This window comes from Arthrobacter sp. P1_B3 (assembly GCF_056406615.1).
Genome location: NZ_JBFTZV010000007.1, coordinates 16,398 through 29,152 on the forward strand (window position 1 = coordinate 16,398; position 12,755 = coordinate 29,152).

Below are 12,755 nucleotides of genomic sequence, written 5' to 3' on the forward strand. Positions count from 1 at the left end.
CGGTGGAAGCCTGTCGTGGAAGTCGAAAGGACTTACTTGGCGGGCTGGAAGTCGCGCTTTTCCTTGATCTTCGCGGCCTTACCACGCAGGTTACGCATGTAGTAAAGCTTGGCGCGGCGCACGTCACCCTTGGAGACGAGCTCGATCTTGTCGATGATCGGGGAGTGCACCGGGAAGGTACGCTCCACGCCGACACCGAAGGAGACCTTGCGGACGGTGAAGGTTTCGCGGACGCCATCGCCGTGGCGGCCCAGGACGAAGCCCTGGAATACCTGGACGCGGGAGTTCTTGCCTTCGATGATGTTCACGTGAACCTTGATGGTGTCACCCGCGCGGAACTCGGGAACATCGGTGCGCAGCGAGGCTGCATCTACGGAATCGAGGATATGCATTGATCCACTCCTGGTGAACGCCACAGGTCACTCACGTTGGGTTACGGCGGCCAAGCCCGGGGGCATGTGCCGCCCGGAAATTTCCGCCGAAAGTTTGTCAATCCGGCCCTGTCAGGAATAGACGGGACCGGGGTGCCGGGCTGTTGGCAGCGCTCCCCCTGTGGCAGGTTCGCAACCCAGCAGGCACAAGGACTAATTTTGCCACATTTTGTGCGGGTTAGCCCAATCCCGGCGGTTAGGCGTCGGGACGGCGCACCAGGTGGCCGTCGACGACGTCGTACCCCAGGTCAGCGAACGCCGTGCGGTCCGCGCGCGGCAGCCTGCCGGCGTCGAACTCCACCAGGAGGTCGGGGCGGCGTTCGGCGGTGCGCCGGTACTGCTCGTGCCGGCGCCACTGGGCGATCTTGCCGTGGTTGCCGCTCAGCAGCACCGCCGGGACGTCCCGGTCCCGCCAGCTGGAGGGCTTGGTGTAGACGGGGTACTCGAGCAGCCCGTCCGAGTGGGACTCCTCGACCAGGGACTCGGGGTTGYCGACGACGCCGGGCAGCAGCCGCCCGATGGCCTCAACCATGGCCAGCACGGCGACTTCGCCGCCGTTGAGGACGTAGTCCCCCAGGCTCATCGGGCGCACCGTGAAGTGGTCCGCGGCCCATTCCAGGACGCGTTCGTCGATGCCTTCATAGCGTCCGCAGGCGAACACCAGCTGCTCTTCCTCGGCCAGTTCGTGCGCGGTGGCCTGGGTGAAGCGCTCCCCCGCCGGCGACGGGACAATCAGGACCGGCTTGCCGGCAGAATCCGGCACGCCGGCGTCTTCGGACCGCCCGGCGGCCACGGCGGTGAGGGCCTGCGCCCACGGCTCGGGCTTCATGACCATGCCGGCGCCGCCGCCGTAGGGGGTGTCATCGACCGTCCGGTGCCGGTCGGTGGTGAACTCACGCAGGTCGTGGACCTTGAGGTCCAGCAGGCCGTCCTGGCGGGCCTTGCCGATCAGCGACAGTTCCAGCGGGGCCAGGTACTCCGGAAAGATGCTGACGACGTCGATTCTCATCTACGCGTTGCCCTGCTCATCGAGGTTGTGCTGGTCGGGGGCCTCGTCGGTGTTGACCTCGAACAGCCCGGGCGGCGGGGTGACGAGGACGTACTTTTCACCCACGTTGACCTCGGGCACAATCTGCTCGACGAACGGGATCAGGACTTCCTTGCCGTCGGTCGTGGTGACCACCAGCAGGTCCTGGACGGGCAGCGTGTGCAGTCCCGAGACCTTGCCGACCACGCTGGCGCCCACCCGGACGTCCAGGCCCACGAGCTCGTGCTCGTACCAGCCCTCGTCGTCGTCGGCGGCGCCGATTTCTTCGGTTTCGATGAACAGCTTCGCGCCGCGCAGGGTCTCGGCCTCGTTGCGGGTTTCGATCTCATCGAAGGCCAGCAACAGGATGTCCTTGTTCCAGCGCGCGCTGAACACCGTCAGCGGCCCGGCGGAGACGGGTTCCACGATGAACTGCGTGCCGGGAACAAAACGGTCGCCGGGCGCGTCGGTGAGCACCTGGACGGTCACTTCGCCGCGGATGCCGTGGGGCTTGCCGATTCGTGCCACCTGGAGCTGCATCTGTTCCTCTGTTCGGGGTTGGTGATTCTGTAAGTCTGTTGCGTAACGACGGGAAAACAGTCCGGCCCCTCCACCATTATCTGGTGAAGGGGCCGGACTCAAGACAAGTAGTGCTGAAAGCGTTACCGGCGGCGGTCGGTGTCGACGACGTCGACCCTGACCTGCTCGCCGTCCGCCAGCGCCGCAACCACAGTGCGCAATGCGCGTGCGGTCCGGCCCTGCCGGCCGATCACCCGTCCGAGGTCGTCCTGATGAACGCGCACCTCAAGGGTTTCCCCGCGGCGGTTGTTCTTCGCACTGACCTTGACGTCCTCGGGGCTGTCAACAATCCCGCGGACCAGGTGTTCGAGCGCTTCTGCCAGCAATTTACTCAGCCTCGGTGGTCTCTGCTTCGGCGGCGTCGGCGGGAGCCTCGGCAGCTTCATCCTTCTTGGCCTTCTTGGTGATGGCTTCCGGGATGATCACGGAACCCTTTTCCGGGGTAACGAAGGCAGCCTTGGGAGCCTTGGTCTTCAAGGTTCCCTCCTGGCCCGGGAGACCCTTGAACTTCTGCCAGTCACCGGTGATCTTCAGGATCGCGGCAACCTGCTCGGACGGCTGTGCGCCGACGCCGAGCCAGTACTGGGCACGGTCCGTGTCGACCTCGATGTACGAGGGCTCTTCGGTCGGGTGGTACTTGCCGATCTCTTCAATAGCACGGCCATCACGCTTGGAGCGTGAGTCCATGACGACGATGCGGTAGTACGGTGCGCGCATCTTACCGAAGCGCTTAAGGCGAATCTTTACGGCCACTTTTGTGGTCACTCCTGTTTCTGAAACGGGGTCGAGCCCGGCGTTCTGCACCCGTGGGGCGGGCCGTACTTGGGGGTTCTAAAGGACAAGATCCAGACGCGGAGAGAGGGGCCACGCAGATCGAGTACCTGTTCATTGTGCCAGAACACCGGCAGGATTTCGACTTGACGCGGGTCCGGCGCGCCAGCACGCCCCCTGGTCGCGGCGATCCAGGCCGGTCAGGACGTCCAGACGTAGAGGCCGGACCTGGTGGCGGGGTCGACTCCAGCGGCGAGCTCGGCGATCCGGCGGACATAGCCCCGCGCCTCGTCCGGGCCGAAGGGCATGTCCTCCTCGGCGGCCCAGTTGGCCGCGACGTCCTCGAGGACGTCGCCCTCCCCTTCGGTTTCATAGCTGAGCAGTTCCGCCAGCGTGCGGACCATCGCGGCGGGGACGCCGAGCAGCGAGTCGCTGGCCACGTCAACCATGGCCAGCTCGTAATCCGCGCCCGGGGCGTGCACGGCCACTCCGGCGAGGTCTCCCAGCCGCTCCACCTCAAAGTCACTAATCTCCGGGATGCGGACTGCCCCCGGCGCGGCCGGCCCGCCGCCTTCGAGTGCGCCGGCGCGCTTGAGGGCTTCTTCGTGGGTGGACACAAAGAGTTCGGTGAATCCCATGCAGCTTGTCCTTAGGGTTCGGCGGTACGCGGACCGCTGTTTTCGGCGTCGCTTCAGCCTAGCGTGCCTTTAGCGCACGGCGACGCTGGTGGACATGCCCTCCGTAACCGTGCCGGATGTCGCCATACTTGGTCCCACCCGTGGGCATGCCCTCCCCGGAGCGTGAGCACTGGACATATGGCAGCTATGTCCGTTCCCGGCCGCGACCGATGGACATGTTCCGAAGTCCCGCCAACGAACTGTGGACATGCCCTCCCCCGACGGTGAGCAATGGACATATGGCAGCTATGTCCATTCCCGGCCGCGACCGGTGGACATACCCAGCGGTTCTGAGGGCGACGAGTGGACATGCCCTCCTCCGGCCCGGGAACCCTGCCCACCCGGCCCCGCCCGCGGACATGCCCAGGGGTCCTGAGGGCGACCAGTTGACATGCCCTCCCCTGACCGTGAGCACTGGACATATGGCAGCTATGTCCGTTCCCGGCTGCGACCGGTGGACATACCCAGCGGTCCTGAGGGCGACCAGTGGACATGTCCTCCTCCAGCCCGGGAAACCCAGCCCATCCGGCTGCGACCGATGGACATGTTCCGAAGTCCCGCCAACGAACAGTGGAAATGCCCTCCCCCGACGGTGAGCAATGGACATAAGGCAGCCATGTCCATTCCCGGCCGCGACCGATGGACATGTTCCGAAGTCCCGCCAACGAACGTTGGGCATGTCCAGTGGGGAGCTATGAACGCTGGACATGCCCAGCGAACAGCGTGCCTTAGCGCACGGCGACGCGGATCCGGTTGCGCCACGGGTCCTCGAAGCGCAGCTCGGCGCCGGTGTGGTGCGAATCGACGCCGGCGACCTTAAGCCGGTCGGCCAGGCCTGCGACGTCGTCACCGGACGGCACTTCGATGAGGACTTCACCCAGGCCCAACGTGTCGCGCCGGGGACCCGCGCCGCGGCTGTTCCAGACGTTCATGGCCATGTGGTGGTGGTAGCCGCCGGCAGAGACGAACAGTGCCTGGCCGTGCCAGCCCGCGGTCTTCTCGAATCCGAGGGTGCCGACGTAGAACTCTTGCGCGGAATGAACGTCGCCCACTTGCAGGTGGACGTGCCCGACGCCGGCGGCGGCCTCGCGCTGGCCGGTCACGGATTCTTCGGTCAGGAACTGCTGCAGGTAACGCTGCGGCGGCAGGGCCAGGCTGTCCATGACGACGTTCTTGCCCTCCCACGACCAGGCTTCCCGCGGCCGGTCCCAGTACAGCTCGATGCCGTTGCCCTCGGGGTCGTTGAAGTAGAACGCCTCGCTGACAAGGTGGTCCGCGCTGCCCGTGAAGGACTGGGGCTCATACTGGGCCGCGGTGGCCACGGTAGCCGCCAGGGAGTGCTGGTCCTCGAAGAGCAGGGCGGTGTGGAAGAGCCCGGCCTCGCCGCGGGAGGGAATGTTCAGGCCGGGGGCGGGCGCCAGGTGGACCAGCGGCTTGCGCTTGCGTCCGAGGTAGAGGCCGCCGTCCTGTTCGGCCACAATTTCCAGGCCGAGGGCCCGCTGGTAGTAATCGGTCATGAGCTTCATGTCGCCGACCTTGAGCATCACGGTGCCCATGCTGAGTTCGGCCGGAAGGAGATCCTGGGTGCTGGATTCTTGGGTCATCGAAACGCTCCGGTGTCTTGCGGCCACCGGGTATCGGCGACCTTTCGTATAGGGTAAAATTACTTGAAGCTTCAATTTATTCCTAACGGATGAAGTGCCCCCTCAGCACAATGTGCTGTAGGCCCGCGAGGGTGCCGAGGTGCTGCCGGGGGTCTTCGGCGCATACCAGGACGTCGGCGCTGGCCCCTTCGGCGATGCCGTCCGCGCCGAGCCACGTCCTCGCGGACCAGGCCGCCGCGTCGAGGGCGGCTGCTGCGGGCAGGCCGGCGGCGTGCAGGGCATGGATCTCGTCCACGATCCGGCCGTGCCTGATCACGCTGCCGGCGTCGGTGCCGGCATAGATGGCCACCCCGGCCTCGTAGGCTTCGAGGACCCGTTCAGCCCGCCGTTCCCACAGCGAGCGCATGTGGGCGGCGTAGCGGGGGAACTTGGCCTCCGCCCGCGTGGCGATGTCCGGGAACGTGGCGATGTTGATCAGAGTGGGCACGATCGGGACGCCTTGGTCGAGGAAGCGCGGCAAGTGCCGGGGCAGCAGCCCGGTGCCGTGCTCGATGCAGTCGATCCCGGCGTCGAGCATGTCATCCAGGGTGTCTTCGGCGAAGCAGTGCGCGGTGACCCGGGCCCCTTCATCGTGGGCGGCCTGGACGGCGTCCTTGACCGTCCGGGCGGGAAAGCTGGCCGCCAGGTCGCCGGCGTCGCGGTCGATCCAGTCCCCCACGAGCTTGACCCAGCCGTCGCCCGCGCGGGCCTGCTTCCGCACCGCCTCTACGAGATCCTCCGGCTGGACCTCGATGGCCAGGCCCGGCAGGTAGCGCCGGGTCCTGCCGAGGTGCCGGCCGGAGCGGATGATCCGGGGAAGGTCCGCCCGCTGCTGGAGCCAGCGGGTGTCGTGGACCGCGCCGGCATCTCGGACCAGCAGCGTCCCGGCGTCCCGGTCCGCCAGGGCCTGGGATTCGGCGGTGTCCTCGGAAACGTCCCCGCCCGGGCCCAGGCCGATGTGGCAGTGTGCGTCCACGAACCCGGGAATGACCCAGCCGTCCAGCACGGTCTCCGGCGCGGCTGCCGGGCGGCGGAAGGTCAGCAGTCCGTCCACCGACCAAAGTCCGCGGCGTTCCTGGTCCGCGGCCGTGAGGATGGGGCCGCTGAATTCGATGATGCCGGTCATGGCCTAAGCCTAATCCGCATGACAACCCGCCGGCCCAGATCATCCAGCCCCAGCTGCGCTTCGTGCACCCGCAGGGCAGCCAACGCCTGGCCCGGCTGGGCGAATTCCTCGAAACCGCAGCTCGCGTAAAACGGCCCATTGAACGGAATGTCCGCGAAGGTGCTAAGCGTCATCGATAAACAGCCACGACTCCGGGCCGCATCGATGGCCGCCTCCACCACGGACCGGCCGATCCCCCGCCCGCCGAAGTCCGGCTGCACGGAGAGTTGCTCCAGGTGGGCCTGGCCGCCGAGTTCGTCAACGCGGGCAAATCCTACGGGCGGGTTTCCGGCGACAAGTATGAAGCGCGGCTCGACCGGCGTCGTCAACGCCGGAGCCGGGAGCGCCTGGTCCCCCGGCTCCGCTTCGAGGATGCGGTCTGCTGCGGCCTCGAGAACCGGCAGCGCCGGAAGGTCTTCCGGCGTCGCCGTCCTGATCCGGGCCGCGGCCCCGGGCACAGTCACAATGCCAAGCTAACACCGCGGTCCGCCGGCCGCGTCATACTCCACAGCCGTCGACAGGCACGTGGTAGCTTCGTCTACGACCACACGGGTGCCCCCTGCAGGGGCTGAGATCGGGCTGACGCAGCCTGCGACCGTTGAACCTGTCCGGGTAATGCCGGCGAAGGAAGTGAGTATTTTCGTGAATACCCAATTGACCCAGCACAGCCCTGCCCAAATCGAGCCCGTCCAAATTGAGTCAGCCCAAAATGAGCCTGCAGCCGCCACGCAGTCGCTGAAGTCCCACTCGCTGGCCTTCACCACGGACCCGGACCATGGCATCCGCGTCCCGGTGACCGAGATTGYCCTGGAACCCTCACCGGGCGGCGTCGGGAACGCACCCTTCCGGGTCTACCGCACCGCCGGCCCCGGCAGCGATCCGGTCCGCGGGCTGGAGCCCTTCCGGGCATCCTGGATTGAGGCCAGGGCGGACACCGAAACCTACGCCGGCCGGGAACGGGAGCTGCTCGACGACGGCAAGTCGGCGGTGCGCCGGGGTGCGGCGTCGGCCGAGTGGCGGGGCGGCCGGCCGGTGCCGCGGCGCGCCGTTGAGGGCAAGACCGTCACGCAGATGCGCTACGCCCGGGACGGTGTCATCACACAGGAAATGCGGTTCGTCGCGCTGCGGGAGAACTGCGATGTGGAGCTGGTCCGCAGCGAGGTGGCCGCGGGGCGGGCGATCATTCCCAACAACGTCAACCACCCCGAATCCGAGCCGATGATCATCGGCAAGGCGTTCCTGGTGAAAATCAACGCCAATATCGGCAACTCCGCCGTGACCAGTTCCATCGCCGAGGAGGTGGACAAACTCCAGTGGGCCACCCAGTGGGGCGCGGACACGGTCATGGACCTCTCCACCGGGGACGACATCCACACGACACGCGAATGGATCATCCGCAACTCCCCCGTCCCCATCGGCACGGTCCCGATCTACCAGGCGCTGGAGAAGGTCAACGGTGAGGCGAATGCCCTGACCTGGGAGATCTTCCGGGACACCGTGATCGAGCAGTGCGAGCAGGGCGTGGACTACATGACCATCCACGCCGGGGTGCTGCTGCGCTACGTGCCCCTGACAGCCAACCGGGTCACCGGCATCGTCTCCCGCGGCGGCTCCATCATGGCCGGCTGGTGCCTGGCGCACCACCAGGAGAACTTCCTCTACACCCACTTCGACGAGCTGTGCGAGATCTTCGCGAAGTACGACGTCGCGTTCTCCCTGGGTGACGGGCTGCGGCCCGGCGCGACGGCGGATGCCAACGACGCGGCGCAGTTCGCCGAGCTGGACACGCTGGCCGAGCTCACGCAGCGGGCCTGGGAGTTCGATGTGCAGGTCATGGTGGAGGGCCCGGGACATGTGCCCTTCCACCTCGTCCGGGAAAACGTGGAGCGCCAGCAGGAACTCTGCAAGGGCGCCCCGTTCTATACGCTCGGGCCGCTGGTCACCGATATCGCACCGGGGTATGACCACATCACCTCGGCGATCGGCGCCACGGAGATTGCCCGCTTCGGCACCGCCATGCTCTGCTACGTGACACCCAAGGAACACCTCGGGCTGCCGAACAAGGACGACGTGAAGACGGGCGTGATCACCTACAAGATCGCGGCCCACGCCGCCGACCTCGCCAAGGGCCACCCCGGCGCCCACGAACGCGACGATGCCCTGTCCAAGGCGCGGTTTGAGTTCCGCTGGCGGGACCAGTTCGCGCTGTCCCTGGACCCGGTGACGGCGGAGGCCTTCCACGATGAGACGCTTCCCGCGGAGCCGGCCAAGACAGCCCACTTCTGCTCGATGTGCGGTCCCAAGTTCTGCTCGATGCGGATCAGCCAGGACATCCGGGACGAATACGGTTCAGCTGATTCGCAGGCGGCCCTGGCGCAGATGGCGGCCGGAATGCAGGCGAAGAGCAATGAGTTCCTCGCCTCGGGCGGCAAGGTCTACCTGCCGGAACCGGCCGTAGGCGAACCTGCAGCCTCCTAGGACGCCCGGGCGTGCTGGTGCCGGCTAACCTCGGCGATGTACGAGCGGATGGCCCGGTCCCCCTCGGCTGAATCCTGGGGCCGGTGCCCTCCCGGCGCCGTGCGGTGCAGGGCGCCGGTCTCGCGCAGGTAGCCGGCGATTTCCTCATACAGCGGTTCCCAGCCTCCGGTCAGGACCAGCGTCGGCACGCCCGGCACGATCTGCAGCGGGGCTTCCCACGGCGGCGCCTGCAGGCGGAGCCGGCGCGCCGCCCGGAGGGCCTCCGGCGTCGTGGCCCCCGGGGCGTCGGCCGCAAACGCGCGGCGGATGAACTCCCGCTGGAAGTCGTCGTCGCTGAGGTTGTGCCGGACGTCGAAGAGCGGCTGCATGAGCGCCCGGTGCGCAGCGGTGGCGGGAAGCTCCGCGGTCAGGGACAGGCAGGCCGGTTCCACCAGGGTGAGCGACTGGACGAGGTCGGGCCGCTCGACGGCAGCCATCATCGCGGCGATCGCGCCCTGCGAATGGGCCACCACATGGCCGCCGGCCTCGCCGCGGCCGTCGTCTGCCAGCGACGCGAGCACAATTGCGGCGTCGGCGGCGAAGTTGGATTCGAGGGGTTCCGCGACGGCGTCAAACCCGTGCCGCCGCAGGAACAGGGCGTCGTAGTCCAGCGCCATTCCGTGCTGCTTTGGCCACGCGGCGGCACCGAAGCTGCCATCCCCGTGGACGAAGACTACGCGCTGCTTGAACATTGTCTAACCCTATGGCACTTCAGTGCTGATGCCGCCGGCGACACAGTCCCGGCGGCATTAGCAGCTGCGGCTACTTGCTGCCGCCGAGGAACTTGTCGAAGCCCTTGGGCAAATTCAGCTGGGACGGATCGAAGTCGCCGCCCTGCTGGCCGAACGATGCCCCGGTGGGCAGGGCCTTGGAGCCGGCGGCACGCCGGGCCTCGGCGTCGCGCAGTTCCTGCGCTGCCTTGGCCGGGTTGCCGGAGCGGGCCTTCTTCTTGGGCGCGGGCTTGGCTCCCTTGCGCGCCCCGCCGCCCATGCCGGGCATCCCCGGCATTCCGGGCATCCCGCCGCCGGCGGCCATCTTCTTCATCATCTTCTGGGCCTGGGCAAAGCGCTCCAGCAGTCCGTTGACCTCGGAGACGTGCACGCCGGAACCGCGGGCAATGCGGGCCCGGCGGGAGCCGTTGATGATCTTCGGAGCAACGCGCTCGTGCGGGGTCATGGACCGGACAATGGCCTCAACACGGTCGATCTCGCGCTCGTCGAACTGCTCCAGCTGCTGGCGGATGTTCTGCGCGCCCGGCATCATCATGAGCATTTTCTTCATGGAGCCCATGTTGCGGATCTGCTGCATCTGGGCGAGGAAGTCATCCAGGGTGAAGTCTTCCTGGTCGGCGAACTTCTTCGCCATCCGGGCGGCTTCATCCTTGTCCCAGGACTTCTCGGCCTGCTCGATCAGGGTGAGGACGTCACCCATGTCGAGAATGCGCGAGGCCATGCGGTCCGGGTGGAAGAGCTCGAAGTCGTCCACGCCTTCGCCGGTGGACGCGAACATGACCGGCTTGCCGGTGACCGATGCGACGGAGAGCGCGGCACCGCCGCGGGCGTCGCCGTCGAGCTTGGAGAGCACGATGCCGGTGAAGTTGACGCCCTCGTCGAAGGCCACGGCTGTGTTGACGGCGTCCTGGCCGATCATGGAGTCGATCACGAACAGGACTTCGTTCGGGACGATCGCGCGGCGGATCTGGCGCGCCTGCTCCATCATGTCGGCGTCGACGCCGAGACGGCCGGCGGTGTCCACGATCACGACGTCGTGGAGGGTGCGCTTGGCTTCCTCGACGCCGTCACGGGCGACGGCGACCGGGTCGCCGGCAGGGTGGTCCAGCTCGGTGGACGTGGCGCCTGGGTGCGGGGCGAAAACGGGCACGCCGGCGCGCTGGCCGACCACCTGCAGCTGGGTGACGGCGTTGGGGCGCTGGAGGTCGCAGGCCACCAGCATGGGGCTGTGGCCCTGGGACTTGAGCCACTTGGCGAGCTTGCCGGCCAGGGTGGTCTTGCCGGCGCCCTGCAGGCCGGCCAGCATGATGATGGTGGGTCCGGTCTTGGCGAGGCGGATCCGGCGGGTCTCGCCGCCGAGGATCTCCACGAGCTCCTCGTTGACGATCTTGACGATCTGCTGGCTCGGGTTCAGCGCCCCGGAAACCTCGGCGCCGAGGGCACGCTCGCGCACGCGGCCAGTGAACTCCCGGACCACGGGCACGGCGACATCGGCGTCCAGGAGGGCACGCCGGATCTCGCGGACTGTGGCGTCAACGTCCGCCTCGGTCAGGCGGCCTTTGCCACGCAGATTCTTGAAGGTTGCTGTCAACCGGTCAGAGAGTGAATTGAACACGCGCCGTGCACTTCTTTCAGTGGATCTACAGGTGGCGGCCGGTGCGGCACGCCAGCGTCGCGACTGGTGTTCGCCTGGACGAACCGCCTCGACAACAGGACTCGACTATCTAGGGTACCAAGATGCGCCTTCAAGATGGCATGCTGGCTTAGGTGACCAGCCAAACAACTGTAAAAACCCTGCTCATCCTGGGCGCCTCAGGCGATCTGACGGGCAGGCTCCTGTTGCCAGGGCTGGCCCGCCTGGTGGCCCGGGGCCGCGCCGACGGCCTCACCCTGGCCGGAGCGGGATCGGACCCCTGGACGCCGGAGCAGTGGCTGGGCCGGATCGAGGAGTCCTTTGCGGACGAGAACTCCCGGGCCGATGCCCACGGCAAGCGGGAGCTCAAGCGGATCCGCCAGGAGAGCAGCTACCACCAAATCGATGTCACGGCCAAAGGCCAGCTCGCCGGGCTGCTGGCGCAGATGGAGGGCCCCGTGGCCATCTACTTCGCCCTGCCGCCGCGTGTCAGCCAGCGCGCGTGCGAGGCGCTGGCTCCCGAGGACGTGCCCGCCGGCACCCGGCTGGTCATGGAGAAGCCGTTCGGCTCGGATGAGCAGTCCGCGCAGCATCTGAACAAGACACTGGCCGCGCTGGTCCCGGAGGACCACATCCATCGGGTGGACCACTTCCTCGGCAAGGCAACCGTCCTGAACATCCTTGGCCTGCGCTTCGCGAACACGTTCCTGGAGCCGGTGTGGAACCGGCAGCACGTCGAAAAGATCGAGATCATTTTCGACGAGGACCTCGCTCTCGAAGGACGCGCCCGCTACTACGACGGCGCCGGCGCCCTCCGCGACATGATCCAGAGCCATCTGCTTCAGATCATGGCCCTCATGGCAATCGAGCCGCCCGCGTCCGTGGACGAACGCGACCTCCGCGATGCCGTGGCCACCGTGCTGCGGGCCAGCAGAATCAAGGCCCCGTACCGCCAAAACACCCGCCGGGCACGGTACACCGCCGGTTCGATCAACAGCCGGAAAATCCCGGACTATGCCCGGGAGGAGGGCGTGGACGCGTCCAGGGGCACCGAGACCCTCGCCGAGGTGCAGGTGGAGATCGACAACTGGCGCTGGCAGGGCGTGCCGTTCATCCTGCGCTCGGGCAAGGCGCTGGGCAAAAAACGCAAGGAGGCCGTGGTGACCTTCCGGCCGGTGCCGCACCTGCCGAAGGGGTTCACCGGCGTGGACGCCCCCAACCAGCTGCGGATCGGTTTTGGCCCGGACACCCTGCAGTTCGACGTCGACGTGAACGGCCCGGGCGATGTGCTGAGCCTGGACCGGGCCACGTTGCAGGCGGAGCTGAGCTCTTCCGAGCTCCTCCCCTACGGTGAAGTGCTGGAGGGCGTCCTGACCGGCGATCCGCTGCTCTCGGTGCGGGCGGACACCGCCGAGGACTGCTGGCGCATCCTGGCGCCCGTGCTGAAGTCCTGGACCGCCGGACATGTCCCGCTGGAGGAATATCAGGCCGGAACCCCTGGACCGGAGGGCTGGCCGGCGTAGCACTGGCGCAGCGCCGGCGAGGCAACAGGGACGACAAAAGCGGGCCGGATGCCTCTCA

The 12,755-nt window shown here is 67.3% G+C and carries 13 protein-coding genes and 1 riboswitch; of the genes, 2 read left to right on the forward strand and 11 right to left on the reverse strand.

Annotated features, from left to right (window positions below; translation table 11 throughout):
* Window positions 1-32: 32 nt before the first annotated feature.
* The 9 genes from rplS to AC1D2F_RS10235 form a co-directional block, all read right to left on the reverse strand.
* Window positions 33-392, reverse strand: a complete 360-nt coding sequence (gene rplS / locus AC1D2F_RS10195) for a 50S ribosomal protein L19 (protein WP_090578701.1) — start codon at window positions 390-392, stop codon at window positions 33-35.
* A gap of 235 nt (window positions 393-627) precedes the next feature.
* Window positions 628-1,440 (reverse strand): tRNA (guanosine(37)-N1)-methyltransferase TrmD, encoded by an 813-nt coding sequence (trmD, locus tag AC1D2F_RS10200; protein ID WP_476966666.1) that lies wholly within the window; start codon window positions 1,438-1,440, stop codon window positions 628-630.
* Window positions 1,441-1,998: a ribosome maturation factor RimM gene (gene rimM, locus AC1D2F_RS10205; RefSeq protein WP_229992661.1), complete on the reverse strand. Its 558-nt coding sequence runs from the start codon at window positions 1,996-1,998 to the stop codon at window positions 1,441-1,443.
* Window positions 1,999-2,120: 122 nt separating this feature from the next.
* Window positions 2,121-2,363 (reverse strand): RNA-binding protein, encoded by a 243-nt coding sequence (locus AC1D2F_RS10210; protein ID WP_079554798.1) that lies wholly within the window; start codon window positions 2,361-2,363, stop codon window positions 2,121-2,123.
* Window position 2,364: 1 nt separating this feature from the next.
* On the reverse strand, window positions 2,365-2,790 hold the full coding sequence (rpsP, locus tag AC1D2F_RS10215) for a 30S ribosomal protein S16 (RefSeq protein ID WP_026266438.1): 426 nt from the start codon (window positions 2,788-2,790) through the stop codon (window positions 2,365-2,367).
* Window positions 2,791-3,008: 218 nt separating this feature from the next.
* Window positions 3,009-3,446, reverse strand: a complete 438-nt coding sequence (locus AC1D2F_RS10220) for a hypothetical protein (protein WP_229992662.1) — start codon at window positions 3,444-3,446, stop codon at window positions 3,009-3,011.
* Window positions 3,447-4,213: 767 nt separating this feature from the next.
* Window positions 4,214-5,089: a VOC family protein gene (locus AC1D2F_RS10225; RefSeq protein ID WP_229992663.1), complete on the reverse strand. Its 876-nt coding sequence runs from the start codon at window positions 5,087-5,089 to the stop codon at window positions 4,214-4,216.
* An 82-nt stretch (window positions 5,090-5,171) separates the two neighbouring features.
* Window positions 5,172-6,254, reverse strand: a complete 1,083-nt coding sequence (locus tag AC1D2F_RS10230; RefSeq protein WP_364747957.1) for an amidohydrolase family protein — start codon at window positions 6,252-6,254, stop codon at window positions 5,172-5,174.
* A complete protein-coding gene (locus AC1D2F_RS10235) occupies window positions 6,251-6,757 on the reverse strand; it encodes a GNAT family N-acetyltransferase (RefSeq protein ID WP_229992665.1) in 507 nt (168 codons plus the stop codon). Before AC1D2F_RS10235 ends, AC1D2F_RS10230 begins: the two co-directional genes overlap by 4 nt.
* A gap of 74 nt (window positions 6,758-6,831) precedes the next feature.
* A riboswitch (TPP riboswitch) is annotated at window positions 6,832-6,940 on the forward strand.
* On the opposite strand from AC1D2F_RS10235, the gene thiC reads away from it, so the two are divergent.
* Entirely contained in the window at window positions 6,936-8,771 is a 1,836-nt protein-coding gene (gene thiC / locus AC1D2F_RS10240; protein WP_476966667.1) for a phosphomethylpyrimidine synthase ThiC, read from the forward strand. It overlaps the preceding riboswitch by 5 nt.
* On the opposite strand, the gene AC1D2F_RS10245 is transcribed toward thiC, so the two are convergent.
* Window positions 8,768-9,502 carry an alpha/beta fold hydrolase gene (locus AC1D2F_RS10245; protein ID WP_229992666.1) on the reverse strand — a complete coding sequence of 245 codons (735 nt, stop codon included), beginning with the start codon at window positions 9,500-9,502 and terminating at the stop codon, window positions 8,768-8,770. The two genes, thiC and AC1D2F_RS10245, sit on opposite strands and share 4 nt — an antisense overlap.
* A 70-nt stretch (window positions 9,503-9,572) precedes the next feature.
* Complete coding sequence (ffh, locus tag AC1D2F_RS10250) at window positions 9,573-11,156, reverse strand: signal recognition particle protein (protein WP_229992667.1); 1,584 nt, start codon at window positions 11,154-11,156, stop codon at window positions 9,573-9,575.
* A 152-nt stretch (window positions 11,157-11,308) separates the two neighbouring features.
* Between ffh and AC1D2F_RS10255 the strand changes: the two genes are divergently transcribed.
* A complete protein-coding gene (locus AC1D2F_RS10255) occupies window positions 11,309-12,697 on the forward strand; it encodes a glucose-6-phosphate dehydrogenase (RefSeq protein WP_229992668.1) in 1,389 nt (462 codons plus the stop codon).
* Window positions 12,698-12,755 lie beyond the last annotated feature (58 nt).

Excerpts from the sequence above, each read along its gene's own strand:
- rplS (WP_090578701.1), bottom strand. The coding sequence starts at position 392 with ATGCATATCCTCGATTCCGTAGATGCAGCCTCGCTGCGCACCGATGTT.
- rimM (WP_229992661.1), bottom strand. The coding sequence starts at position 1,998 with ATGCAGCTCCAGGTGGCACGAATCGGCAAGCCCCACGGCATCCGCGGC.
- AC1D2F_RS10220 (WP_229992662.1), bottom strand. The coding sequence starts at position 3,446 with ATGGGATTCACCGAACTCTTTGTGTCCACCCACGAAGAAGCCCTCAAG.
- AC1D2F_RS10225 (WP_229992663.1), bottom strand. The coding sequence starts at position 5,089 with ATGACCCAAGAATCCAGCACCCAGGATCTCCTTCCGGCCGAACTCAGC.
- AC1D2F_RS10230 (WP_364747957.1), bottom strand. The coding sequence starts at position 6,254 with ATGACCGGCATCATCGAATTCAGCGGCCCCATCCTCACGGCCGCGGAC.
- AC1D2F_RS10245 (WP_229992666.1), bottom strand. The coding sequence starts at position 9,502 with ATGTTCAAGCAGCGCGTAGTCTTCGTCCACGGGGATGGCAGCTTCGGT.